At 51.7% G+C, this 24,386-nt stretch carries 22 protein-coding genes; 14 read left to right on the top strand and 8 right to left on the bottom strand.

Features of this window, described 5'->3' with window-relative positions:
* Window positions 1-33: 33 nt before the first annotated feature.
* Window positions 34-579: a phosphatidylglycerophosphatase A family protein gene (locus tag CHM34_RS12650; protein ID WP_094264970.1), complete on the bottom strand. Its 546-nt coding sequence runs from the start codon at window positions 577-579 to the stop codon at window positions 34-36.
* A gap of 98 nt (window positions 580-677) precedes the next feature.
* On the opposite strand from CHM34_RS12650, the gene CHM34_RS12645 reads away from it, so the two are divergent.
* The 6 genes from CHM34_RS12645 (at window position 678) to CHM34_RS12620 (ending at window position 7,892) form a co-directional block, all read left to right on the top strand.
* Window positions 678-1,472 (top strand): SDR family oxidoreductase, encoded by a 795-nt coding sequence (locus tag CHM34_RS12645; RefSeq protein WP_094264969.1) that lies wholly within the window; start codon window positions 678-680, stop codon window positions 1,470-1,472.
* A gap of 324 nt (window positions 1,473-1,796) precedes the next feature.
* Window positions 1,797-2,687 carry a LysR family transcriptional regulator gene (locus CHM34_RS12640; protein ID WP_094264968.1) on the top strand — a complete coding sequence of 297 codons (891 nt, stop codon included), beginning with the start codon at window positions 1,797-1,799 and terminating at the stop codon, window positions 2,685-2,687.
* Between the two features lie 128 nt (window positions 2,688-2,815).
* A complete protein-coding gene (locus tag CHM34_RS12635) occupies window positions 2,816-3,904 on the top strand; it encodes a YutH/CotS family kinase-like spore coat protein (RefSeq protein WP_169713716.1) in 1,089 nt (362 codons plus the stop codon).
* Between the two features lie 343 nt (window positions 3,905-4,247).
* Window positions 4,248-5,900 (top strand): GAF domain-containing sensor histidine kinase, encoded by a 1,653-nt coding sequence (locus tag CHM34_RS12630; RefSeq protein ID WP_094264966.1) that lies wholly within the window; start codon window positions 4,248-4,250, stop codon window positions 5,898-5,900.
* Entirely contained in the window at window positions 5,872-6,522 is a 651-nt protein-coding gene (locus CHM34_RS12625; protein WP_094264965.1) for a response regulator, read from the top strand. The genes CHM34_RS12630 and CHM34_RS12625 overlap by 29 nt, the downstream gene beginning before the upstream one ends.
* Before the next feature lie 44 nt (window positions 6,523-6,566).
* Entirely contained in the window at window positions 6,567-7,892 is a 1,326-nt protein-coding gene (locus CHM34_RS12620) for a purine/pyrimidine permease (RefSeq protein WP_094264964.1), read from the top strand.
* A gap of 20 nt (window positions 7,893-7,912) precedes the next feature.
* On the opposite strand, the gene trhA is transcribed toward CHM34_RS12620, so the two are convergent.
* Window positions 7,913-8,554, bottom strand: coding sequence for a PAQR family membrane homeostasis protein TrhA (gene trhA / locus CHM34_RS12615; RefSeq protein ID WP_240512020.1), 642 nt, complete (start codon window positions 8,552-8,554; stop codon window positions 7,913-7,915).
* Between the two features lie 328 nt (window positions 8,555-8,882).
* Here trhA and CHM34_RS12610 point away from each other — a divergent pair, with 328 nt between their 5' ends.
* From CHM34_RS12610 to CHM34_RS12600, 3 genes are read left to right on the top strand one after another with little or no spacing between them, the layout of a single operon-like run.
* A complete protein-coding gene (locus tag CHM34_RS12610; RefSeq protein WP_094264962.1) occupies window positions 8,883-9,077 on the top strand; it encodes a hypothetical protein in 195 nt (64 codons plus the stop codon).
* A gap of 33 nt (window positions 9,078-9,110) precedes the next feature.
* Window positions 9,111-9,659, top strand: coding sequence for an NADPH-dependent FMN reductase (locus tag CHM34_RS12605; protein WP_094264961.1), 549 nt, complete (start codon window positions 9,111-9,113; stop codon window positions 9,657-9,659).
* Between the two features lie 17 nt (window positions 9,660-9,676).
* Window positions 9,677-11,479: a Rieske (2Fe-2S) protein gene (locus tag CHM34_RS12600; RefSeq protein WP_094264960.1), complete on the top strand. Its 1,803-nt coding sequence runs from the start codon at window positions 9,677-9,679 to the stop codon at window positions 11,477-11,479.
* Window positions 11,480-11,572: 93 nt separating this feature from the next.
* On the opposite strand, the gene CHM34_RS12595 is transcribed toward CHM34_RS12600, so the two are convergent.
* The 3 genes from CHM34_RS12595 to CHM34_RS19005 form a co-directional block, all read right to left on the bottom strand.
* Window positions 11,573-12,166 carry an MOSC domain-containing protein gene (locus CHM34_RS12595; RefSeq protein ID WP_094264959.1) on the bottom strand — a complete coding sequence of 198 codons (594 nt, stop codon included), beginning with the start codon at window positions 12,164-12,166 and terminating at the stop codon, window positions 11,573-11,575.
* A 195-nt stretch (window positions 12,167-12,361) separates the two neighbouring features.
* Window positions 12,362-13,231 carry a metal-dependent hydrolase gene (locus tag CHM34_RS12590; RefSeq protein ID WP_094264958.1) on the bottom strand — a complete coding sequence of 290 codons (870 nt, stop codon included), beginning with the start codon at window positions 13,229-13,231 and terminating at the stop codon, window positions 12,362-12,364.
* Window positions 13,232-13,409: 178 nt separating this feature from the next.
* A complete protein-coding gene (locus CHM34_RS19005) occupies window positions 13,410-13,694 on the bottom strand; it encodes a hypothetical protein (protein WP_141201703.1) in 285 nt (94 codons plus the stop codon).
* 538 nt (window positions 13,695-14,232) lie between these two features.
* Here CHM34_RS19005 and CHM34_RS12580 point away from each other — a divergent pair.
* The 3 genes from CHM34_RS12580 to sph all read left to right on the top strand — a co-directional run bounded on the left by CHM34_RS12580 (window position 14,233) and on the right by sph (window position 17,186).
* A complete protein-coding gene (locus tag CHM34_RS12580) occupies window positions 14,233-14,883 on the top strand; it encodes a hypothetical protein (protein ID WP_094264956.1) in 651 nt (216 codons plus the stop codon).
* A 431-nt stretch (window positions 14,884-15,314) separates the two neighbouring features.
* A complete protein-coding gene (sfsA, locus tag CHM34_RS12575; RefSeq protein WP_169713715.1) occupies window positions 15,315-15,995 on the top strand; it encodes a DNA/RNA nuclease SfsA in 681 nt (226 codons plus the stop codon).
* 201 nt (window positions 15,996-16,196) lie between these two features.
* Window positions 16,197-17,186 (top strand): sphingomyelin phosphodiesterase, encoded by a 990-nt coding sequence (sph, locus tag CHM34_RS12570; RefSeq protein ID WP_094264954.1) that lies wholly within the window; start codon window positions 16,197-16,199, stop codon window positions 17,184-17,186.
* A 52-nt stretch (window positions 17,187-17,238) separates the two neighbouring features.
* Here sph and CHM34_RS12565 read toward each other — a convergent pair whose 3' ends face one another.
* The 3 genes from CHM34_RS12565 to CHM34_RS12555 form a co-directional block, all read right to left on the bottom strand.
* The gene (locus CHM34_RS12565; protein WP_094264953.1) at window positions 17,239-18,714 is read right to left on the bottom strand and encodes a flavin monoamine oxidase family protein; all 1,476 of its coding nucleotides are present in this window, start codon (window positions 18,712-18,714) and stop codon (window positions 17,239-17,241) included.
* 180 nt (window positions 18,715-18,894) lie between these two features.
* Window positions 18,895-20,268, bottom strand: a complete 1,374-nt coding sequence (locus tag CHM34_RS12560) for a (Fe-S)-binding protein (protein ID WP_094264952.1) — start codon at window positions 20,266-20,268, stop codon at window positions 18,895-18,897.
* Window positions 20,265-21,677, bottom strand: coding sequence for an FAD-binding oxidoreductase (locus tag CHM34_RS12555; protein WP_094264951.1), 1,413 nt, complete (start codon window positions 21,675-21,677; stop codon window positions 20,265-20,267). The genes CHM34_RS12560 and CHM34_RS12555 overlap by 4 nt, the downstream gene beginning before the upstream one ends.
* 355 nt (window positions 21,678-22,032) lie before the next feature.
* On the opposite strand from CHM34_RS12555, the gene CHM34_RS12550 reads away from it, so the two are divergent.
* Window positions 22,033-23,937 (top strand): OPT family oligopeptide transporter, encoded by a 1,905-nt coding sequence (locus CHM34_RS12550; RefSeq protein WP_094264950.1) that lies wholly within the window; start codon window positions 22,033-22,035, stop codon window positions 23,935-23,937.
* 22 nt (window positions 23,938-23,959) lie between these two features.
* On the top strand, window positions 23,960-24,340 hold the full coding sequence (locus tag CHM34_RS12545; RefSeq protein WP_094264949.1) for a PqqD family protein: 381 nt from the start codon (window positions 23,960-23,962) through the stop codon (window positions 24,338-24,340).
* Window positions 24,341-24,386: the final 46 nt, after the last annotated feature.

Raw genomic sequence — 24,386 nt, 5'->3', positions numbered from 1 at the left:
TTTTGCCCGAAGGATCTTTTTGAGAAGGTTGAATCAGGAACCCGTTTCCGTTGTTTGACCAGCTCCTCTTTCCTGTTCCATCTTTCGATTGTGGCTGAGGCGGGAGGCTGCAGAGGCGGCAACGGCCCCCACCAAATCATCGAGGAAGGTGTGGATCTTTCCGCTCGATTTGTTGTCCAACCGGCTGAGAATACCGGGTTTGACCCGATCGATGTATCCATAATTGGTCATGCCGATACTTCCGTAGACATTGAGGATGGAAGTGGCTAGAATTTCGTCAATCCCGTAAAGGCTTTCATCCCGTAGAATCATGTCCAGCAGCGGATCGTCCATTTTCTTTTCCTCTGCCAGACGATCCAACTGGATACCGGTCAGAATGGCGTTTTGCACTTCCCGTTTGGTTAGGACATGATCGACGTGGTTGCGGCATTCTTCCGGGGTGAGGTCGGGATAGAAGTCCCGTTGAAGGTAGAGAACCAGTGCGGCCACTTCGTCCAAGTCGACTCCCCGATCCTGCATCCAGGCCAGGGTGGTAGCGTGAATGGCATCTTCCGTAATCTGTGTCGTGTTTGATGACATGATGGATTCCTCCTGGACAAAACATGGGTTTATTGTTGGCCGATCAACGGGGGAATATGAGTATGGGGTCCGCAAAAACGATCAAGAGGAGGTTTGTGATGTATTCCGATCAAGGACGTGTTGCCCTGGTGACGGGAAGCTCCGGAGGTCTGGGACGGATGACGGCGATCTTGCTCGCTGAAGCGGGATGGAATTTGGCGATCCATTACCGGAATCATCAAAATAAAGCCTTGCAACTCAAGAATCAATTGGAAGGAAAGGGGCAGGGCGCCGAAGTATTTGGCGGAGAGTTGAAAGACCGGGAGCAGGTGGGCCGGTTGGTCAGAGAAGTTGTGGCCCGGTGGGGACGCCTGGATGCCTTGGTTCACGCTGTCGGTCCATTTTTTCGGGAGCGGCGGCGATTTGCGGATTACAACGTGGATCAGATCGAGGAAATGGTGGACGGGAACCTGAAAAGCGCTCTGTTTGCCGTACATGCGGCATTACCCGCGATGCGGAGACAGAAGAGCGGACGAATCGTTTTGTTCGGTTTTGGCCGTGCGATGGAGTCTCCCGCCTGGCCGGACCGGTCCGCCTATGCCTCAGCCAAAACAGGGCTGGTCTCTTTGACCAAGACTTTGGCGGTAGAGGAAGCCCCCTACGGGATCACCGCGAACATGGTTTGTCCCGGGGATATGGTGGGAGAAAACAAAGAAAAGCGGATTCACCAAGTCCAGAATCAAAGGGATGAAGAAACCCCCCGCGGCCGTCCGGGTTGCGGTGAAGATGTGGCCCGGGTTATCCGTTTCCTTTGTGAACCCGCCTCGGATTTTGTCACGGGGAATATCATCAATGTGACGGGGGGACTGGATGTGATCCATCCCTTTTCCAAGGCGGATCCCGGAGCACCTTGACCTTTTCATCCTTATACATAGAGAAACCGGGCGGATGTAGATCTGTCTGGTTTTTTCTTTTATAAAAAACGGAATATATTTTAATATCGTAAGTATTATTTTTGGATTTTTAATTACTATGATCCCATTCAAAAGCTTTTTGATGATTATTTTCTATAGTACGATTATGATATTCCGGGAAAAGAAAAGAAGATACATCGGAAATTGGCGAATTTTTATAAAGAAAAATATCATTTACAAAATATATATAAAATTTATGATAAGCATACAAAATGTATGGTATAATAGTTCAGAATTTTAGATTTGATTAAAAGGGGAGTCTCTATGGAGCTGTATCAGCTTGAATATTTTCAGGCGGTCGCTAAACAGAAACATTTCACCAAAGCCGCCGAGTTTCTCCATTTGTCTCAGCCCACCTTGAGTCGGCAGATCAAACTGTTGGAAGAGGAATTGGATACAGAGCTTTTTTACCGCAACGGAAAGCAATTAACTTTGACAAAATCCGGCGAGTACCTCCTTCAACGTACGGAGAAAGTACTGGGTGATGTCAACCGTTTGAAAATGGATTTGAAACATAAAGTTGATGGAAGGAAGATGCTCAGTATCGGAACGATTCCCACGGTGAGTCGTTTCTACTTGCCGAACATTATTCCTCAGGTACAGTCGCAGAATCAATCGGTGAAGTATCAGTTATCGGTGGACTGGACCTCGCAAGAGGTTCTGGAAAATTTGGATCAGGGAAAATTCGAGCTCTGCATCGCCCAACCGGTCAAGAAAAAGGGTTATGAAAGAGTCTCCCTGTTTTTCGATCCCTTTGTATTGCTTGTTCCCAATAATGATCAATGGAGATCCGTCAACAAAATCTCACTGACGGATTTACAAAAAGAGTCCTTCATTTTGACCACATACCCCTGCAGTATCCGTGACACGATCATTCATACCTGCTTGGAAAAAGGGTTTAAACCTTCAATCGTAACGGAAACGGATCATATTTGCGCAGTGAAGGGATTGGTCGCGGCAGAAGTGGGCATTAGTTTTATGCCGTTGCTGACACTGAAGGAAACGAGACTTCCGAAGAATATTAAGTATATCCTCATCGATGAGCCCATTGGCCGGGAGATCTCACTGATGTGGTTGAAGAACAAAAAAATGTCCGAATGGGCCAACCGATTTATCGGCCACTTTAAACTCCATTCCAACGATCAGGCTCAGTAGGGGTTGTTGCGTCGGCGGTTGACCCCCACTTCCTTGTACCCATATCGTTCTGGTTACTTAGTGATGGTTAGGCGTATTCAGCATATACATAGAATAAGTGGATGTTGACCGAAGTGAGGGATCAACCGATGGACGATTGGGAAATGGAAATGAAGCGATGGACAGGGGAGCCGCACCTATCCGGGGTTTTATACCATCATTACGGTATTCGGTTGCAAGAGGTCCAGCCGGTAGGTGGGCTTCTTTGTCTGAATACGGAAAAAGGAAGATACGGGCTGAAACGAGTTCGCCCCGGGGATACCCTTCGTTGGCAGCTGATTCAGGAATTGGCTCGACATATTTCAGAGGCGGGAGATCACCGGATTCCGATTCCTGTGCCCACCCGAAGGGGTCAGCTGACCTTTGCCGGGATGAAAAATCGCTATGTGCTCCTTCCCTGGATGGATGGCCGGATTCGTGACTGGAACCGGGAGAAGTGCTGGCCGGGCGTTGCCCGGGCCTTGGCACGTCTTCATACCGCATCCCGGGGGTTTTCTCCCTCTCGGGTAGTCGCCGGGGCTTATACGCATACGGGGAAATGGGAGAAAATCTGGAAGGGATTGGCGCGTCAAGTCCGTGTCTTGAAAGTGTCTGCGGATATGAGCGGGGAGATTACCCCGGTGGATCGTTACTGGCTGAAACACTGCTCATACACGGAGGGGATGCTGGAGACCGCCATTCGTTACTTGGAAAAGGTGGGGGGAGACCGGTCGGTCCAAGAGACTCGCATCGGGGGTGAAATCTGTCATTGTAACCTGCACCGCCGGAATGTGTTATGGGATGGCCGGGGAGGCATTCACTTTATCGATTGGAATCGAGCGGTTCTCGATGTCAGAAGCCGGGATCTGGCCCGTCTGATCTTGTATGCCTACGGACGGACAGGGAGTGGGGAGGCAGTGCATTCCATCCTCCATGCCTATCAGGAAGAAGTCCCTTTGAAAGAGGAAGATTACGGGCTGATTTACGCCCAGCTCCTGTTTCCCCAACGCCTGATCCGATCTTTGCAACGGATTTACCAGGAACGGACGATTCCTGCGGATCAGGCGTTGGGGCATTTGGTGGCGACGGTGGACCTTGAGGAAAAAAAGAGAGGACTTCTTCGGGAGTTTCCGGGTCAGATTCAGAGGGAATTCCAGGTGAAGATTCCGGGAGTGGATTGGTTGCAACGGGATCGATGACGCCCGAACACCCGCCGAGGGATTTATCGGGCAGGACTAGAAGCGTTGTGATTTAGTGCGCTCTTAGTGGGGGTCGGGGTTGGGTTCCACACTCCGTTTCGTTGTTCTGACGAGCCAAAGGCACTCCGTGTGGAACCCAACCCTCCCTGAACAGGACTTTTTCACCGGACTCCCAGGGCGTAATCCATACCGCTGCGTGGCGCTCCGGCTGATTGGGAAAGGGTCATCTGACGGAACCGACCCGCTGAGGGTCGGATTTTTGATGGGCAGAGAGAATTGCTAATCGATCGGTTTTAAGATAGGATCGAACCGAAACCGTTGGACCGGATCGGGGGAGAGGGTCATGACCGGAGATCTTCGGGAAAGGGAACGTTTTACTTTAAAAACCATTGCCGAAACGTTAAATCAATCCAGCGAGTTGAAACCGATGTTGCAGTCGGTGCTGGAGAAACTGTTAGAGGTGACCGGTCTCGCCACGGGATGGATATATCTGGTGAAGGAGAAGCCGCACTATTTCCCCGTCGCCCTCCACCACCTGCCCCCGGCCTTGTCCCGGGAGAATCAAAAGCCGATGTGCGAGGGCGGATGTTGGTGTTTGGAACGGTTTTGGGACGGTCGGTTGAAGCAGGCCGTTAATATCATCGAATGTAAGCGGTTGGAGGATGCCGTTCAATACAATTGGGGAGATACCCGGGGGATTACTCACCATGCGACAGTCCCCTTGACTGCAGGTGCGGAGCGGATCGGGCTTCTCAATGTGGCTTCGCCGGGCAAGGAGCTTTTTTCTGAAGATGAGCTGGCCTTACTCCAATCAGTGGCCTACCAGATCGGCACAGCCGTGAAAAAGACCTGGCTTTTTCAAGCCCAGCAGAAACGGGCGGAACATTATTCCAAACTGGATGAGGTTACCCGGATGATCTGGCAGGCCCGCGATGTGGAAAAGCTGCCGGAGGAAGTGATGGGCCGGATCGGATATTTTTTCGGTTGGCCGTATCTTTCCTGTTGGATCAAGTCAGGGGATCAACTGCAATTACGTTCCCTTTTTGCTGACGGTAAGCTTACCGCACCGGGCGTTTCGGCTCCCGCCGACCGGTTGGGGGAGATCAGTGCCGCTTTGTCGGATCATCGGGGAGCATTCGGTGGGCGGGTTGCGCGCCTTTTGAGACATTGGATGCCGGAATGTGCCGTTGTAGGAGCGGCCTCTCTCTATACGGAGAAAAAGAAAATCGGGGGTGTTTTGGCCTTTGGCCATACCCGGGCGGAGGATGTGGATGAAACGGATTTTCAAATCCTGAAAGCCGTCGCTTATCATCTGTCTCTGGCTGTCGAGAGCGCTCGCGTGGATGAGCGGCGACAGCAAATCCGGGTATCGGAGGAGCGGAACCGCCTCGCCCGGGATCTGCATGACTCTGTCAACCAGAAGCTTTTTTCCCTGTCGTTGACGGCCCGGGGCTTGGGGGAAGTGTTGCCGGAAGAGGAAGGGCTGATTCGGGATTCCCTTCTGGACATTCAGACGTTATCCCAGGACGCTCTGCGGGAAATGCATTCCCTGATCTGGCAGTTGCGCCCGTCGGGACTGGAGGAAGGATTGGTTACCGCTTTGAAAAACTACGGTAAAGATCTGGAACTGGACGTCTCGGAAGAGGTGAAGGGAGTCGGCAATTTGCCCCCGGGAGTGGAGGAGGCTCTGTGGCGGATCGGACAGGAGGCGTTGAACAATGTGAGCAAACATGCCCGTACAAGAAGGGTCACCATCTCCCTGGAACTGAAAGAACAAGTCGTCCGGATGGAGGTGATCGACGATGGATGCGGGTTTGCTGATCGAAAGACTAACCGACGCTCCCTCGGCATCACTGGAATGATGGAACGGGTGGAGCTCCTGGGCGGTTCACTGGAGTTGGCCAGCCGACCGGGGAAAGGGACCGCCGTTCGAGTGTTTTTTTCGATGGATGGGAGGAGGTCGGGGGATGCCGATTCGCGTTCTGTTAGTGGATGACCATCCGATGGTTGTAAAAGGATTGCGTCTGTTTTTACATACTCAGAAAGACATTGAAATCATCGGGGATGCCAGGAACGGGAAAGAAGCCTTGGCAAAAGTGGCGGAGGGGCCGCCGGACGTCGTCTTGATGGATCTGATGATGCCGGTGATGGACGGCATTGAAGCGACAAAAAAGATAAAAGCTTCTTTTCCCCAGGTTAAGGTGATTGTATTGACCAGCTTTTCCGACCGGGATCATGTATTGCCGGCGATCCGGGCCGGTGCCGAGGGGTATCAGTTGAAGGAAATCGAGGCGGATGAGTTAGTCGACACGATCCGTGCCGCTTATCGCGGAATGACCCAGTTGCACCCCCGCGCGGCCGGCCATCTTGTTTCTCATGTAACGACCACCGGAGACTCCGGAAAGGCTCCTGAACGGGATATTCAGACATTGACCCGCAGGGAGCGGGAAGTACTGGAGAAAATCACCGCCGGTAAGAGTAATAAAGAGATTGCCGCAGAGCTGTTTATTGCGGAAAAGACAGTGAAAACCCATGTGAGTGGAATCCTGAACAAACTGGATCTGCATGATCGGACGCAGGCGGCGGTCTATGCCATGAAAAAAGGTTGGTTTTCTTAGATAAAAATCTCAGATCAAATAGTGGAGTGCGGAGATGAAACGGGATGAAGAGAGAAACGGGGAATACGGCCTTCGGGTCGCTGCAATGGTTTGTATTCATGGTTTCCAATGTGGTGGCCATGCCCATTGTCATCGGTGAGATTTATCGACTTCCGGAACCGGAAGTGGCGGATTTGATGCAAAGGGCCTTTTTTATCATCGGGGTGACTTCTCTCTTGCAGGGCTGGTTTGGACACCGGCTGCCCATTGCTGACGGACCCGCCGGCATTTGGCTGGGGGTTTTCGTTATTATGGGGGATGCCGCTGTCCGACAGGGCTCCGACCTGGGAATGACCCTGCGTTCGCTGGAAAGCGGTATGCTGATGACCGGGATGCTTTTGGCTTTGCTGGGGCTCACTGGATTCCTGCGTCGGATGATAGCCTTATTTACACCCCTGGTGACGGGCGTGTATCTGCTGTTGTTGGTCTTTCAGCTGAGCGGTGTGTTCCTTCAGGGAATGCTGGGAATCCGGGGAGATCCGCCCCGCCTTGACGGGTGGACGACTCTCCTTTCCTTCGGAGTGATGTTGTTGGTGATCCTTTTGTCCGTCAAGGGGAAGGGGTGGATGAAGAATTACTCGATCCTGATCGGAATCGGTGTCGGTTGGTCGGCTTTCGGGATAATGGGGCTTTCTCCAACGCCTCCGCAGACGGACAGCTGGTTTCGTCTGCCGGAGGTGTTTGCTTGGGGTCCCCCCTTGTTGGATCCCGGCATGTTGCTGTCCGGTGTCTTGATAGCGGTGGTTTTGCTGTCCAACATCGTGGCGAGTGTAGCGGCGGTGGACCAGGTGGTGCACGGGAAAGACCGAGTGGATCGACGCTCTTTGGACCGGGGTGGACTGTTTAACGGAGTGGGAAATATGTTGGCGGCGGTTTTCTCTTCAGTGGGGATGGTCCCCCTGTCCAACTCAGCCGGGTTCATCCAGGTGATCCACCAGCGCCGGATGCGACCCTACCGGATCGCCGGCGTCATGCTGGTGGCCGTTTCCCTGGTACCGGTGTTGACCACCTTTTTAGCGGGATTGCCCAGTCCCGTCACCTACGCCGTTTTGTTGGCCTCTTTCACACAGATCGTCGGCATCGGAGTCAGGAATGTAGTGGATGGCCCTCTGGATCAGCGCCGAATGACGATCCTGGGTACTTCCCTTATGATCGGGGTGGGTCTTTTGTTTGTGCCGCCGGAAGTGTTCCGTACATTCCCTTCAGTGGTGCAATTGATCACGAGCAACGGTTTGTTGGTGGGGACGGTGGTCGCCATGCTGATGGAACGAGTCTGGGGAAAGAATCCCCACAGGTTGAACTCGGCGGGAATCGATGATGGAAGGGCTTGACTATGGGTTGTACTTTTCAATCACATCGGCAGGATGTAGATCAGCATCATCGCGAAGTGGATGGCGCTTCCCGCCATGACGAACAAATGGAAGATTTCATGAAACCCGAACCGGTTCGGCAAAAAGTCGAAGCATTTGGTGGCGTAAATGACAGCCCCGACCGTATAGGCGACTCCTCCGGCTACCATCAGGGTGATCGCTCCTGTCGGCAAGCGGTGCACCAGCTGGACGAAGGGAATGACAGCGATCCAGCCTAAGGTGACATAAAAGGCGGTGGATACATAACGGGGGGCGTGAACAAACCAGATCTTCAGAAAGGCGCCAATCCCTGCCAGCAGCCAGACAGCGGTAAGCATCGTCCATTTCCAGGAGCCGTTCAAACCGTAAAAGAAGACGGGGGTATAGGAGCCGGCGATGAACAAATAGATAGCGATGTGATCCAGCTTTTTCAGTATCAATTCCTTACGGGGTGTCGTTTTCACCCAGTGGTAAAGGGAGCTGGCTCCGTACAGCAAAATGACACTGATCCCGTAGATGGTCATCGTAATCAACTTCGACAAGTTTTCCTTCGATAACAGGATCAGAAAAACTAGTCCAACGATGGCGACAATAAACGTAACAAAATGGGTCCACGTGTTGACAGGCTCTTTGATCTTCAACATTCGGTTCACGAAAAATCTCCCCCTTATCGAGCGCATCGCGGGATGTAATGGATGGTTCCCAGTATATCAGATTCCAAGGCTGTTGGATGTGACGGATTTTAATAAGCAGCACTCCCATGGACGTTTCCGGGGAGTGTTTTTATTTTCGAAGGTTTTGGCTGTTGGCTTCCTGGGACGAAAAGCTTAGGACGGGTCCGTCTTTACGGACCGGACTATTGTAGCAGGGAAAATTCCATCCGGGAACCGAAGAGCGAACGGAATCAACCCGATAAACTGAAGGTGGACGCGGATCAAGAAAACGGATCAGCCGAACAGGAGGAAAAAGCGGATGTGGAACCAGGAGATGGAGTGGAATATTCAAGAGCACTGGAGAAGAGCGGATTGTGTGAATCGGAATGGTTGGAAATACGGAACGTGTTTTGATGGAAAACCGGGAGGATCGGATCGATCCGCCCGTACACTTGAAAAGAAGCTTTTTCGTCTCCGCGGCGGGTCCGGTGTCTGTGTGGAGAGCAGCTGTTGAGGACACATGGTCAATGACGAGGAGGTATCCACGATGAAAATAATGATCTTATGCGGCAGTCCCCGTCAATCCTCCCTTTCACGCCGCTTGTCTGCGGCGGCAGTGGAATTGGTTTCCCATAGAAAGATGGAGACGCTCGCTTTTGATGTGGGGATGGATCCTCTCCCCCTTTTTCAGGGAGGAGAAGAGAGTCTCCACCCCGGAGTGAAACGGTGGAAGAGGCTTGCTGATGAGTCGGAGGGCTTTTTCATTATCACCCCGGAATACCATAACGGGATCAGCGGGGCACTGAAAAATGCCCTGGACTTTTTGGACCGTTCTTCCTTCCGGAGAAAACCCGTCGCTATAGCCGCCGCTTCAGGAGGAGGAAAAGGCGGGGTGAATGCCTTGAACAACCTCCGTTTAATCCTGCGCGGGTTGTATGCCTGGGTGCTCCCGGAACAGATGATCGTGGACTTCGAAAGCTTCAGCGAGAATGGGGAACTGCTTCCCGCCGATTTCAGGCGGTTGCAGGAAGTCATGGAAGAGTTGGCGGTGTGGACGGAATGGAGTCAGCAGGGGACAGTCATTGGGAAAAGGTAAAAAAGGAGGGGAAATGGATGTCGGATCTTCTTTCGGCAGGCTCTCTCAAAGAGATTCGGGAGTCAGGGGTGAAAGTGGTTAAAGGGAAGAGTCACGGAATCGCAGTTTTTTATCATGAGGGAAAGGTTTATGCTGTGGATAACCGGTGCCCTCATATGGGATTCCCACTCCATCAAGGAAGAATCAGAGATTGTATTTTAACTTGTGAATGGCATCATGCCCGGTTTGATATCCAAAGTGGAGGGACTTTGGATCCGTGGGCCGATGATGTGACGACTTACCCGGTCGTAGTTGAGAACGGTCAAGTATGGGTAGACCCCGGGCACCGTGTGACACCCCGGAACCGTGTGAACGAAGGTGGCGTTGATCTCACTCCGTCACCCCGGTGCCGAGGAACAGTGGATCGCCATCGGAAGCGATTGCGGGAGGGGTTGGAACAAAACTTGAGCCTCGTCATCGCCAAAGCGGTGGTCGGTCTGATGGAGGCCGGCGAACCGGCGGAAGAGGTGGCCCGGATCGGCGTGGAGTTCGGGACGACCCATCGTCGCTCGGGATGGAGATCCGGGCTGACGATTCTGACCGCTATGCTTAATATTCTGCCGAAGTTGGATCAAAAGGGGAAGGTTTTGGCTTTGTTCCAAGGACTCGTCCATGTTGCGAGGGAAAGTGCCGGTGAGGGGACCCGTTTTATACTGGAGCCGCTCCCCGAGAAGAAAGCGGATATCCAACGCCTTTTTCGCTGGTACCGTCATGCGGTGGAAGTGCGGGATACCCAAGGAGCGGAGCGAATTTTGTTGACAGCGATCCGTTCCGGGGCAACGGAGAAACAGTTGACGGATATGATGATGGCGGCGGTGACCGGTCATTTTTATATGGATGCCGGCCATGTGCTGGATTTTCACAACAAAGCCTTTGAAATGCTGGAACGCATCGGACCAGAGCACCGGGAGCGGGTGTTGACTTCTCTGCTGCCGGATTTGGGCGATGCCGAGCGAAGTGAAGAGTTGCACAGCTGGCAGTCCCCCGTTGACTTGGTCCGGCCACTGAAACGGGCCTTCGAAGCAATGAAGGAGATTCCTGAAAAAGGGGATCCGGGAGCGGTCGATGAAGAGGAATTAATTCGCCTGTTGTTGGGGGATCGGCCGGAAGAGACGGTGCAGGGGATGTTGCGCTCGCTCCGGCGAGGGCTGTCTCCGGTCCGGTTGTCTCAACTGGTCACCCTGGCTGCGGGGGAACGGATCGCCCGGTTTCATGTGCAAAACGATTTCAGCGACTGGATCGCAGTCCTGCACACGTTTACTCATGCTCACGCGGTTCATCGCAGCCTCCGTCGATCTCCCAGTAAGGAACTGCTGCGGGGGGGTTTTCATACCGCGATGCGGATTTATCTCGATCGATTTCTCAATATTCCCGCCGCACGACGGCCCCGGGGGGAGGCGAACTCCCGACAGGCCCCGCAGGATGTCGGGCAACTGTTGGCACTGATGAACCAACAACAGCAGGTGGCGGAAGCGGCGGAGTGGGTGGTAACCTACCTGGACCGAGGCGGCGACAAGGGTGTTTTATTCAATACACTGGGTCACGCTCTCTTGCGTGAGGATGCTGAGTTTCACTCCTTTCAGATGATGGAGGCGGCATGGAAGGAGCATGATGAATGGGCAGAGGAGAACAGCGACTTGGCCGAAGAAGCCCAGCGGACGATGATCATCGCCTTGGCCCGTTACCTGGCGGCCCACGCCCCGACGGCCCGGGAACTGCCCCATGTTGCCCGCATTGCCCAGCGTCTGCATCGGGGAGAGAAGTTGTTCGAGGAAGTATGAGGAAAAAGATGTACGGATGGATATCAGCCGGGTTCAACCGCCCCCCGGCTGATTTTGGTGTCCAGGCTGGACACCGCCCTAGAGCTTTTGCATTCACCCGCTATCGGAACCGGGGTCGGAGGCCGCAGGGTGAGGCGGATTATATTCTACGATGGTGGCCGGATCCCCGGGGTGAATGAATCCGGGCTTTTCAACCATACAGACAATTCCTCTGAGTCCCATCGCCGCTTTGACAAAAGAAGAAACCATGCGTTTTTTCTCGGGGTATTGTTCCTGAATCACGTTTCCCGGCTGGGTACAGGGGAGGTTTTCCCCCTCACATACCAGACCGGCTCCAGTCGGAAAAATGATCCGGCTCCCGGAGGGAAGGCGGGTGAGGAAGGGGAACCCGCGGATAACGAGGTTCGCTCCCAGCCATTGCGGTAAAACGCGTTCAATCTGGAGGTTTGCGGCGATTTTCTCACATTCTTCGATGGAAACGACGGAAATTTGTCTTCGGTTGAAAATTTCCGTTCCGCGGGAATACATCGGTTCTCTCGCCCCGGCGGACTTCGTCAGCCCGAAATGCAAATCCCCTGGAATTCCGCCATATTTCAGCTCCGCCGAATCCATCCGGCTTGTCACAAAAGTTTTTTTCTGCTTAGCCGCATAAATACCCTCGACCACCGCTTGATGTTTCTTCCACATGATGCACCCTCCCTCTTTGTGCTGTCTCCCGAACTTTTTCACAAGGCTTCCAGGGAGCCTGCAGGCCATAGAGGAAGCCGGCATCATCAGATTGCCGGCTTCCTCTCAGCTATTGAAATGCAAACGCGCTTTTTGGGAACACACCTCCCTAAATAGGGTTTATCGACACGCCTGGCGGACGGTCTGCAAGATCATCTATTTCTCTACATATTCGTGGAGGAATGAACCATTTCCTTCGTAAAAGCGCGGATCAAAGATCCCCAAGCGTTCCTTGTCGTTGACGATCACAACGAATGGGGACCAGTCGTAAAGAGGCTTGGCCTGGGGGTTTTGTTCAAACAGAGGTGTTAAATCTGCTTTTTCGTCAGAATTTAAGGTGTATTCTGTTTGAGGTTCGGACCATACGGTGTCTCTTGAAATTTCCACACGTTCCCCCTCTTTCCCGATCACTTGAAAATGACCGGGGATATAGTCGGCGGCCAACTCCGTCTGGTCATATCGGTCTTGCGCCTGATATTCGATCCAAAAGCCCTGAGCGGATTGGAGGGCAATATAGATAAGAATGGCGGCTCCAACCCCTCGGTAGACCCGGAAGGAGGGAAGTGATGGTTTGGTTTTGGCCAGGATGAATCCGCCCAGGATGATTCCCCAGATCGTCAAATCGACAATGGGCAGGATGCCGAAAGTGATTCGTATGGATGAAAACGGTTCAAAATAGCCGGTTCCCCAAGCATTGAACAAATCGATGGTATCGTGGATAAAAACCGCAAGCATGGCGAGAAAAAAAATTCTTCGGTCCTTGACTCGGAACAGCCACCGACTGATCCAATAAAGCAGACCCGCCCACACCGGGATGAGGAATACGGAATGGGTCAATCCCCGATGCCACATCTGCTGCATGATTTGCCCCGTTTCCGTCAGGTTGGCTACCACATCGATATCCGGGATTTGGCTTCCCGCCAAAGCCGTGAAAAATAAGCTCCGTTTCATCGGTACGGAAGCATTGGTTTTGTTAACGGATCCGTACAAAGTGAGTCCGAAGAGTCCATGGGTAATGGTATCCAAACGTGTCCCCCCTCTTTCCCGATTTGCTAAACAAAAAAGGCCAACTTCAGTTTAGCATGAACATCCGGTGAAAACTGCTCTGAACGGATTGTTCGGCAAATGGACAAAATATTTTGTGGAGACGGGAGACCCGAAGGGTTCATTACGGGGGAGGGGGGATCTTCATAAAGGGAGAAAATTACGATGTTGGACAATTGACTACAACAAAGTCACCGAAAAACCGCAACCTTTGCGAGCCTACGAAAATACCGGGATTGAGGCAGAAAACATTGCGCGTGAATCCTCCAGCTGATAAGGTGACAAATTCACCGGCTCTCAAATTGAATGTGGCTCGCAGGTTGATGGGTGCACCGAGAAATACAACGGCCGGAGCGGCGATCGGCGGCAGGGGAGTGGAACGGTTTTGAACCTCAAGCCAATTGATGAATGTAAACAGCCGATTTCCGATTTTCACTTTCTTCAAGGCGCCATCAACTCCCAATCGGATATGGGATATTGAATGCGGTTTTTTTCCGGTTCGTCTCCACGGATATCATGAGGATTGTTAAAGAACGACCAAAATGGATGAAAGCTTGGGAATCGAAAAGCTCGCTCTCAAGAAATCAGGAAGGTATACTGGAGACCCTTTGATCAGGGATGAATGATGTTTTTAATGAATCAGGGAGGAGAATGAGGATGAAGATGGCCGGAAAAAAAGTGCAGGGGATTTTTATCGATCGGCCGAATCGCTTTGAGGCGATCGTGGAAATAGACGGGCAGTGGAATGGGGACTGTTCAAATCAGGTATTATAGTGCTTTTTATTAATGGATACAATGATTATTCAAAGTTTTAAAAGTAGCACCTTTTTAAAGGGTTGAACATGCTTATGTTATGTCGAAATATACAATTATATGTCTAAATTTTAAAATATACAAATTATTGGTACTATGTTGGGTTTATAAGTGGGATGGTAATTGAAATGAATTATTATCCACAAATATTGTAGAGGAGTTGTTTGCTCATGAGGAAATGGTATGTAGGAATGTTAGGGCTTGTTCTTACTTTGGGGATAATCTTCCCTTCTTACAGTTATGCTGCAGGAGTTCAGACCATGTCGGATAAAGAGATTGATAATCGCTACGAAGTAATCGATGGTGATGATTTGGTTAAAAATGAACCAAGAACCGGCAATGATTTAACACGTGAAGAGTTATTTGACAAGTACAATTTAAACAGTAACGTTGACGTCCCAAAAGGTACTGAAGTCATTAAGTTTGACAATGTTAAGAATGCAGACAAATTCTTCAACAAAATTGAGGAGGATGTCAAAAATCCTACTGTGGAAAAAAAGACCGATGACAAATTCCATGATTTGGGATATACTCGTCAAGTAAGATCTGTTTCATTTGGTTTCTCAGATATTAATCTTCACGCAGACATCTATTGGAATAGCGGGAAGACAATTACAAGCTGTAAAGCTTGGACGACACATACTGGTACAACGTTTTCTTTAGGATGGGATCAGAAATATGCGTATTGTTCACCTTCTAGCGGATCGCGTAGTACAATGGTTAAAGGTGGAGGGACTGGAAAATGGGTTGTCTTTGTTGAAGGTATAGGTACTGTGTATTCCAAAGATATAAACATTCATTACGGGTATACTGTGCCGTAAATGTAATAAGCTCCAATTAAGGAGTTGGATAAATAATGTTCAGTTTTTTTACTGGTCTGTACCAAATTTTTATGGTCGGATTTATGGCTTTACTGGTTTGGGCAATCTTCTACTGGATTAGAAGGGCTATTAACAAATAACCTTTGGGAGTAAAGTAACAAAAAAGTTCTTAACAGTAATCCAGCTAAGGGATGGCCCTAGAGTCAGTTCTATGCAATCTTCAAGTCAGTCTCGCCTTTTTGGTTGATGGTGGTGTTGGAGCTTTCATCATACCAAAATTGCGGGCTTATTTTTATTTCACTTCCGAAATATCAATAACCTCTATATCGATAGATCAAAAAAATTGGGCATACACCTACATATTTCAGTCTTTTGATTTATCTTAAATGCTAATAAAATGGGGCTTGTAAATGATAGGGAGGAGAATGGGGATGAAGATGGCCGGAAAAAAGGTGCAGGGGATTTTTATCGATCGGCCGAATCGCTTTGAGGCGATCGTGGAAATAGACGGGCAGCGGGAGGTTGTCCATGTTCCCAATACGGGACGGATGCACGAGATGCTTCTTCCCGGTACCGAGGTGGTGGTGGAACAATCGGACAATCCCCGGCGAAAGACCCAGTATAGCCTTAAGTTCGTCCGCAAGAAAGGGCACTGGATCTGTATCCACTCGGCCCTGGCCAACCGGGTGTTTGAAGAGGCCGTTCAGTCGGGTGTGTTGGATGGGGTGAAAGGGGAATTAAGCCGGGAAGTGGCCTACGGCGGCAGTCGGATGGACTTTCGGATCGAAGGGAATCCGCCGACGCTGGTGGAGGTGAAATGCGTCACCTATGAGAAAGAGGGACTCGCCATGTTTCCCGATGCACCGACTGTACGGGGACAACGTCACGTGGATGAGTTGATCCGGGCGGTGGAGGCCGGGTACCGGGGGATGATCGTTTTTGTGGCCTTTATGGATTTTGTTACCCGATTTACTCCCCACTGCGGAATCGATCCCATCCTGGGAGCGAAATTGAAAGAAGCGGCAGAAAAGGGGATTACTTTGCGGGCTTTTACTTGTTCCATCGATTTTGACGAGATTGCTCTGGATCGGGAAATCCCGGTTTGTTTGTAAGGTTGGAAGACACTCTTTGAGTAGGAAACAAAAGAAGACGTCCCGGGTCGCAGGCGTGACATATAGCCTGCGGCTTTTTTACGCGGCAAGAGTTGATCCATTTTTGAGAAAAGAGGTGATCTTTTTGGTCCTGGCTGATAAAATCTCGGATGGAGTCCAACGTTCATTTTCGATGAAAAAATCTGGAAACGGGGTGTTGAAATGAGACGACGGATCTGTGGATGGGTGTTGTGTTCACTGTTGAGTTTGTCGATGGTATTTGCGTCAACACCGGTATGGGCCTTTCAGCCGGAAGGGGATGAATCGGATAATGTCCGGCTGATGGCCTATAACGTGTATATGCTGTCGCAAAACCTGTATCCCAATTGGGGCCAGGTGAAGCGCGCGAAACTGATCCAAGATGCTGATTTCATAAAGGGAAACGATCTGATTATCTTTAATGAGGTTTTTGACAACGAAGCTTCCGACGTTCTGCTGAAAGGCGTTTCTGATCAATACCCCTATCAGACACCGGTATTGGGCCGCGGAAAGAGTGGATGGGACGAAACGAGGGGCAGTTACTCGGATGTCACGCCGGAGGACGGCGGAGTGGCCGTGGTCAGTCAATACCCGATCGAAGAAAAGATCCAGCATGTCTTTCAGGAAGGCTGCGGCTCTGACGGGTATGCCAACAAAGGTTTCGTCTATGTGAAAGTGAAGAAAAACGATCGCCCCCTCCACGTGGTTGGGACCCATATGCAGTCCCAGGATTCCGGCTGTGCCGACGGTGAAGCGGAGTCCATCCGCCGGTCGCAGATGGAGGAAATCCGGAATTTTATCGATCAAAAAGGGATTCCCGCCAACGAGACCGTTTTTATTGGAGGGGATCTCAATGTAATCAAGGGAACCGCGGAATACGATTCGATGCTGGAAAACCTGAACGTGAGTGAACCGCAGGATTATACCGGCCATCCTTATACATGGGATACGGAAGAGAACAGTATTGCCGGATATAACTATCTGGATTTGTCTCCGCAATACTTGGATTATATTTTTGTGGAAAAGGATCACGCCCAGCCGGAAGTTTGGAACAACCATGCCTGGAAGGTGGAATCTCCGGCGTGGATGGTGACATCCTGGGGTAAAACCTATCGGTATACGGATTACTCTGACCATTATCCGGTGACCGGCTCCGCCTCCTTCGCCGAATGAGAGACAGAAAAGGTGCCATTCCGTCCAATCAACGGATTGGCACCTTTCTTTTTTATGGAAACTTCGGCCGATTGTTGGTTTCACAGGCCACCCGGATCCCTGATTCGACCGCCCCTTGAATCCAGGTACGGGAAGTTGAAGCATGTTCTCCAGCGAAATGGACCCTTCCCTCAGGAGCAAGGATGTAGGGAAAAAGTTCTTTTTCGTGTTCCGGCTTGAACATCGCAAAAGCTCCGCCGGAATACGGATTTTGAACCCAGTTTTGGGCGGATCCAGTTACAAACTGACGCTTGATGTCTTCCCCGTGATACGTTGCCATGATGTTAAGGGCTTGGTGAACTTGATCTTCCTGAGATAGGCTGTTCCAGAGCAGAGCATCATCTTCCCACGTATAACTCGCCAAAACCACACCTTCCTGTTCGCCGAAACCATGGCTCGGGTAGTAGGTGAAGCGGGTGGGATTGTCTGTAATCGTTTTTCCCCCGTACATTCCTTCCTTTTCCCAGAACCTGTTTTTAAATTGGATACCGATCTTGGTTGCGGGTACGTAGTGAAGTTCCCGAATTGCTTTCCATTTGTTGTGGGAAAAAGAATAACGCGGTTCCACCTCCACCCATTGCAAGACGGAAAAGGGGATCGTGATAATGGCCAGGTCACCGGTGATCTTAAAGGGTTTAAGAGATTTTGTATGGACGGAATGGATTGTCACTCTATTGTCGTGTTGTACAATTTTTTTCATTTTTTGTCGAAACAGAATTTCATTTTTCAATTGCGGAAGAAAGGCTCGGGGTAAGCGGTCATTCCCTCCGGCGATTTCATAAAAGTGAACATCGGGGTTGGAGAGAATCAGATATTCCCTCAATATCTCCAGAAAAGACAGTTCCGATAATCCTTCGGTATCGGAGAGAACGTTGATCATTTCGATCGCACCGGGGGATAATCTGGCACCGACAGGGTTGTGTCTGAAAAATGTGTCCAGCGAATATTTGTCAAAGGCCTTGATCACTACCCCCCAGTTTTTCATGGGATTTTGATTGATAAATTGGACGAGCGGCTGTACCGCGGTTTGAATCAGTTGGTTCTCCGTTTTCCCTTTTTCACGAGGGGCAACGGGATAGTTCAGAATATCGGGGTTTTGTTCATAAGTCTTGCGGCGGGTTTGGATCCCATTTACATGGATGAGGTCGTTGGGAGTTCTATTGAAAAACGGGTGGATCGGCAATTGAAATTTGCGAATGTATTCCAGGACTAAATAATGGATATGGGGGATGCGCATAGCTCCAACATCGATATAATGGCCTTCGGTAAACGGAGAACGCAGGGTGTAGATACGTCCCCCCACTCGGTCCGACGCTTCCAGGATCGTGATGTGATGTCCGGCTTCCTTCAACAGGGAAGCAGCCACGAGTCCGGCCATACCCGCTCCTACAATGATCATTTTTTTGGGGATGGATGTTTTTTGAAGCCCATTTCGGATGATCGATATCATGTCATAGGGAGTTAACCGGAGAAGAGGATGAATAGACATGGATCTCTCCCTTTAAAAGGGCGGTTGATAATCCATAACATCTCGATCTTTTTGCAATATGGAAAGGTGCTTATCACACTATTCACCGGTATATGCACCTATGTACAGAACAAGCACTCCTTTTGGATTGGAGTGCTTGTTGGATCGATAAAGAATGCTCCAGAGGAAAGCGGATCACGGTTATCGCTTTTTCTCCGCTGTTTCCACGGATGCCGCTAACAGGTCGATGAGGTGGATCGCTTCGATCCGGTCTTCCAGACCGGCCCGGCGGATACCGAGTTGCATCTGCAGAAGGCAACCGGGGTTGGAGGTGACAAGAAGGTCCGCCTTTGTTTCTCCGACGTGGTTCATTTTTTGATCCAGGATGTTCATGGACATTTCCGGATGTGTGATATTGTAGATTCCGGCAGAGCCGCAACAGCGATCCGATTCAAACAGTTCGATGAAATCCAGGCCGGGAATGGAATTTAGAAGTTCCCGGGGTTCCCGGTGACAGCCCATGCCGTTGCCCAGGTGGCAGGAGTCTTGATAGGTGATCCGCCGGTTCACCTTACCGAGAGGAAGAGGGAGGCCCGAGGCGATCAATTCGCTGACATCCTTCACCCGTTCGGAGAACCAGCGGGCGTCGTCGATTTGATCGGTTTCTTCCCGCAACAAGTAGGGGTATTCCTTTAACTGGGCTCCGCATCCCCCGGCGTTGGAGGCGATCCAATCCACTTTGGCTTCCCGGAAGACGCGGATGTTGTGCCGGGCGGCCTTCTTCGACTCCCGCTCTTCTCCGGCGTGGGCCTGAAGCGCCCCGCAGCATTGCTGGGCCGGCGGGATCACCACTTCGTAACCGGCGGCGGAGAGGATCCGGGCGGTTTTTTCGTTGGTGTCGGCAAATATGACGTCCATGATACAACCCCGGAACAAACCGACCCGTCCTCTGGGTTTTCCCCGGGCGGGAAGGATGATCCCCAGTCGCTGGGTGATCCCTTTGGAGGTGGCCGGAGGAAGCACCCGGTCCATCTGGCGCAGGGGTTCCGGCAACCCTTTGGATAGTCTGGTTTGATGGAACAGCCATCGCAGGCCGGAACGCTGGTAAAAGGCCATGACAGCGCCGATGAAGCGGAGACGGCCTTGTTTCGGGAACAAGTGACGAAAGATCAAGGAGCGAAGAAAGCGAGCCCGGCGGGGCTTTGGCCCATGCTCCGCGATACCCGCTCGGGCCTGCTCCAGCAGGCGTCCAAATTTTACGTCAGCGGGACAGGCGGATTCACAGGCCCGGCATCCGAGGCACAGGTTCATCTGGTCGTCGAAGGTTTGGTCCGGCGTCATCAACCCGTCAGAGACCGCCTTCATAAGAGCGATCCGCCCCCGGGGCGAAGCAGCCTCCAGCCCCGTTTCCCGGTAGGTGGGGCAGGCCGGAAGGCAAAACCCGCACCGCATGCAGTGGGTCAGTTCGTCCTGGTCCAGGCTGAGCTTCAGTTGATTCCCTACCTTTTTCCAAGGAGAGTTTTCAGGTGACGGGTTCACGGAGCACGCCGGCTCCTGTCTCACCGCTTTCGTCATGTTTGATCCACCGCCCTTTTGCGGGGGTTTTCGGTGAAAATCTTACCGGGATTTAAAAGGCCCTGAGGGTCAAAGGCTTTCTTAATACCCCGGAGCACCTCCATCCCTGCTTTTCCCACCTGCCATTCCAGAAAGGGTGCCTTGGCCATTCCGACTCCATGCTCACCGGTGATGGTTCCTCCCAAACGGATCGCCGCTTCGAAAATCTCGTCGAAAGCTTGCTCGATCCGTTGAATCTCTTCTTTGTTCCGTGCATCCGTGAGAAAAGTGGGGTGTAGATTACCGTCTCCGGCATGGCCGAAAGTGCAAATCGTCACACGGAATTTCTCGGCAATCCGGTTGATCTCCCTGATCATCGGGGCAATGCGGGATCGGGGGACGGTGGCATCTTCCAGAATCAAGGTGGGGCGCAGCCGGGCCAGAGCCGACAGGGCATTGCGACGGGCGGCCATTAAGCGGGTCCCTTCTTCCTCTGTCCGGGCTACCTCCACATGGGCCGCCCCGGTTTTCCGACAGATATCCCGGATTCGCTCGATATCCCGGTTCACGGTAGAACGAGGGCCGTCCTGTTCCACCAAAAGGATGGCTTCCATGTCTGTCGGAAGCCCGATACGAGCGTTTTCCTCGACGACTTGGATCGTTTTCCGGTCCAAGAACTCCAGGGTACAGGGGATGATCCGGGCGGAGATGATTTCGGAGACGGTTTGGGCCGCTGTATCCAGATCGGTAAAGTGGGCCACCATCGCCTGCCGGTGTTCCGGCAGGGGGATCAGTTTAAGAATCGCTTCAGTCATGATCCCCAAGGTTCCCTCAGATCCTACCAGCAGTTTGGTCAGGTCGTAGCCGGCTACATCTTTGTACAGTTTTCCTCCGGTGCGGATGGTTTCGCCGTTGGCCAGAACGGCTTCCAAGCCGAGAACATAGTCTTTGGTTGTCCCGTATTTCAATCCCCTTAACCCACCGGAGCATTCAGCGATGTTTCCGCCCAGGGTGGAAACCTTCATACTGCTGGGATCCGGCGGGTAGAAGAGACCGGCGGATTCCACGGCATCGTGGAGTTCCTTGGTCAGAACTCCCGGTTGTACGGTGGCGGTCAGGTTTTCCTGGTCAATTTCCAGGATCTTGTTCATACGGGTCATGACCATGACCAACCCGCCCTGAACGGGGACCGTGTCGGCACTCAGATTGCTTCCTGCTCCCCGGCCGACAATGGGCAAGCGATGGCGGGAAGCAATGCGCAGAATTTTTTGTACCTCTTCCGTACTGCCGGGATAGATAATCCCGTCAGGCAGGGACTGATACATGGGAGTGGCGTCATAGGAATGGCTGATACGGGATTCCGGATCGTCGCGGAGATGGGCTTCACCGACGATTTCCGCCAGTTCCTGTTTGAGGTCGGTGGATAACACATCCGATTCCTCCTCGTGAATAATCGCGGTTCCATATTCAATTGTCCGATAAATCCCTCAAATCTTCAAATTTTGTTATCCCCACGATGACAACGGGGCTTTCTTCGCTATAACCGACCGGTTTCCTCCAAGTTCCCAGATGGGCAAGAGATTGATTTTTCAATAAAAAGCTTTTTTTCTTCTTTATACCATCTATAGTTCCTTTATATGTAATTGATAATTTTAAAAACCCTATTGATCTTACCCTATAAACCAATGTTATCCTACTAAAAGGGCCCAAATTCATTTATTGAAACTATTAACCATAATTTGTTTGAATTTTTTATAGACGGGCCTGTAGGGAGAGGGGTAAGAGATGAGCAAAGAGAGCTCGAAGCAATCCAAGTTTGTTCCTTATGTTTCCTCATCCAAATCATTGCCGGAATTGACCGTTGTCGCTCTCGTATTGGGTATTTTGTTGGCAGTGGTTTTCGGTGCCGCCAACGCTTATCTGGGATTAAAGATCGGACTGACTGTAAGCGCATCGATTCCGGCGGCCGTGATTTCGATGGGGATCCTGCGGGGCATCTTTCGCCGGGAGTCGATCCTGGAAAACAATATTGTACAGACGATGACCACGGCCGGGGAAGCGATTGGAGCCGGAGCGGTATTCACTCTTCCTGCGCTGTTTTTGTGGGATCTGGATCCGAGTCAGGCGATGATCGCTTTTATCGTACTGACCGGCGGTTTCCTGGGCGTGTTCATGATGGTGCCTCTGCGACGGCTTTTAATTGTGAACGAACACCAGAATTTGCCGTACCCGGAGGGAACGGCCTGCGCCGAGGTGCTGAAGTCCGGTGAAACCGGCGGGTCCAATGCGAAACTGGTGTTCAAAGGTTTTATCGTAGGCGGTTTAGTCAAGGCTTTGGGTGACGGTTTCATGTTGTTCAAGACAGAAATTGAAACCCAAATCGGACGCTTCAAAAATGCCGTCGTCGGTATGGATGCTTACCCGGCGCTGTTAGGGGTCGGATTTATTATCGGTCCGCGCATCGCCGGTCAGATGATCGCCGGGGGTCTTCTCGCCTGGATCGTGTTCATTCCGATGATCGGCTTCTTCGGTGCCGGTACGGAACAGGCCCTCTTTCCGGCGGACAAGCCGATCAGCCAATTGGATGCCTGGGGAATCTGGGAAGGGTATATTACCTATATCGGTGCCGGAGCTGTTGCGGTAGCGGGTCTGATCACCATGATGAAGACACTGCCTACTCTGTTTACATCCATGCGTGATACGGTCCGCAGTTTGCGGGAGAATCAAATGAGCGGGCAAACGCTGGAGCGGACGGACCGGGATCTTTCCATGAAATGGGTGGGTCTCGGTACGCTGGCCGTGATTTTGATTCTGGCCTTTACTCCGATGACCAATGTCGGAGTTGTAGGTGCTGTCGCCATCGCTGTCTTCGGGTTTCTCTTTGTGGCGGTTGCTTCCCGGATTGTCGGGATTGTGGGAAGTTCATCCTCCCCTGTGTCGGGGATGACGATTGCTACCGTGCTGATCGTTGCCTTTATCTTTAAGATGATGGGGATGTCCGGAGAGCACGGAATGATTGCCGCCCTTACGGTGGGCGCTGTCGTTTGTACCGCTCTTGCGGTGGCCGGAGATATTTCCCAGGACCTGAAGACGGGTTATCTGGTCGGAGGAACCCCGTGGAAGCAACAATTGGCCATGATGATCGGAGTCGTGGCATCCGGTCTGTTGGTCGGGTTTGTACTGGTGGTTCTTCATGAGGCCTACGGCATGGGTTCCAAAGAGTTGCCCGCCCCGAAAGCGATGCTGATGAAGATCATCATCGAAGGGATGATGGACGGGAACTTGCCCTGGGATTTGATCTTTTTGGGGGCGGCCACAGCAGTGGTCATTGAATTCCTCGGATTGAACTCCCTGGTGGTTGCCGTCGGACTGTACTTGCCGGTTCATATCAGTATGCCGATTATGATCGGCGGCCTGGTGCGCTGGTTGATTGATTTCTTCTCCAAGGAAGAAAAAATCCGCCAAGCTCGACGGGATACAGGCACGCTCTTCGCTTCGGGACTGATCGCCGGCGAATCCCTGATCGGAGTGATCATCGCGATCCTGATCGCCATGAACGTGCCGATTCCGGATTCCCCGGTGACGGAGAACGGTTTCATTTCGCTGGCGGTGTTCCTGGTCGTTACCGGGTTGCTCTGGTGGGTCGCCCAGAAAGCCAAGGTGAACCCGATCGACCAACAGAAATCCTAACCCCGTGTACGGCGGTGTTTCGATGCTAAAAAAGCGGAAGAACTCAAAGGAAAATCTGTTAACCATGAAACCGGTTCTGAAGGAAAAATACCGGTTACAACCCAGAAGTCCGAGGGATGAGTCATCCGGTTACGAATTGATTGTTCCCCGAACCGGCTGGTTGGAGCGTTTTTCGATCCGTTTTCTTCGGCAGCCGGCGTTGATCCGTGTTCGGCTGGATGACTTGGGCAGTTTTGTCCTGTCCCATTGTAACGGAGGGTTTACCGTAGAGGAAATCGCCGACCGACTGCAAGAGCGCTTCGGTGAAGAAGCGGAACCCGTCCTTCCCCGACTGGTCAAATATCTGCAAATCGTTGAAGCCAACGAATGGATTCGGATGGAGCGTCCACAAACATCCAGATAAAACGAAATCAAAGCCCTGTACGCGTCGGCGTACAGGGCTTTGATTA

Origin of the sequence: Paludifilum halophilum, assembly GCF_002245355.1 — a bacterium.
Taxonomy (GTDB): Bacteria; Bacillota; Bacilli; order Thermoactinomycetales; family DSM-45169; genus Paludifilum; species Paludifilum halophilum.
This window is presented reverse-complemented; position numbering and strand designations above follow the sequence as displayed.

Excerpts from the sequence above, each read along its gene's own strand:
- CHM34_RS12550 (WP_094264950.1), top strand. The coding sequence starts at position 22,033 with ATGAGCAAAGAGAGCTCGAAGCAATCCAAGTTTGTTCCTTATGTTTCC.
- CHM34_RS12565 (WP_094264953.1), bottom strand. The coding sequence starts at position 18,714 with ATGTCTATTCATCCTCTTCTCCGGTTAACTCCCTATGACATGATATCG.
- sfsA (WP_169713715.1), top strand. The coding sequence starts at position 15,315 with ATGAAGATGGCCGGAAAAAAGGTGCAGGGGATTTTTATCGATCGGCCG.
- CHM34_RS12630 (WP_094264966.1), top strand. The coding sequence starts at position 4,248 with ATGACCGGAGATCTTCGGGAAAGGGAACGTTTTACTTTAAAAACCATT.
- CHM34_RS12595 (WP_094264959.1), bottom strand. The coding sequence starts at position 12,166 with ATGTGGAAGAAACATCAAGCGGTGGTCGAGGGTATTTATGCGGCTAAG.
- CHM34_RS12645 (WP_094264969.1), top strand. The coding sequence starts at position 678 with ATGTATTCCGATCAAGGACGTGTTGCCCTGGTGACGGGAAGCTCCGGA.
- CHM34_RS12560 (WP_094264952.1), bottom strand. The coding sequence starts at position 20,268 with ATGACGAAAGCGGTGAGACAGGAGCCGGCGTGCTCCGTGAACCCGTCA.
- trhA (WP_240512020.1), bottom strand. The coding sequence starts at position 8,554 with ATGTTGAAGATCAAAGAGCCTGTCAACACGTGGACCCATTTTGTTACG.
- CHM34_RS12605 (WP_094264961.1), top strand. The coding sequence starts at position 9,111 with ATGAAAATAATGATCTTATGCGGCAGTCCCCGTCAATCCTCCCTTTCA.
- CHM34_RS12650 (WP_094264970.1), bottom strand. The coding sequence starts at position 579 with ATGTCATCAAACACGACACAGATTACGGAAGATGCCATTCACGCTACC.
- CHM34_RS12545 (WP_094264949.1), top strand. The coding sequence starts at position 23,960 with ATGCTAAAAAAGCGGAAGAACTCAAAGGAAAATCTGTTAACCATGAAA.
- sph (WP_094264954.1), top strand. The coding sequence starts at position 16,197 with ATGAGACGACGGATCTGTGGATGGGTGTTGTGTTCACTGTTGAGTTTG.
- CHM34_RS12620 (WP_094264964.1), top strand. The coding sequence starts at position 6,567 with ATGAAGAGAGAAACGGGGAATACGGCCTTCGGGTCGCTGCAATGGTTT.
- CHM34_RS12640 (WP_094264968.1), top strand. The coding sequence starts at position 1,797 with ATGGAGCTGTATCAGCTTGAATATTTTCAGGCGGTCGCTAAACAGAAA.
- CHM34_RS12625 (WP_094264965.1), top strand. The coding sequence starts at position 5,872 with ATGCCGATTCGCGTTCTGTTAGTGGATGACCATCCGATGGTTGTAAAA.
- CHM34_RS12610 (WP_094264962.1), top strand. The coding sequence starts at position 8,883 with ATGTGGAACCAGGAGATGGAGTGGAATATTCAAGAGCACTGGAGAAGA.
- CHM34_RS12600 (WP_094264960.1), top strand. The coding sequence starts at position 9,677 with ATGTCGGATCTTCTTTCGGCAGGCTCTCTCAAAGAGATTCGGGAGTCA.
- CHM34_RS12580 (WP_094264956.1), top strand. The coding sequence starts at position 14,233 with ATGAGGAAATGGTATGTAGGAATGTTAGGGCTTGTTCTTACTTTGGGG.
- CHM34_RS12635 (WP_169713716.1), top strand. The coding sequence starts at position 2,816 with ATGGACGATTGGGAAATGGAAATGAAGCGATGGACAGGGGAGCCGCAC.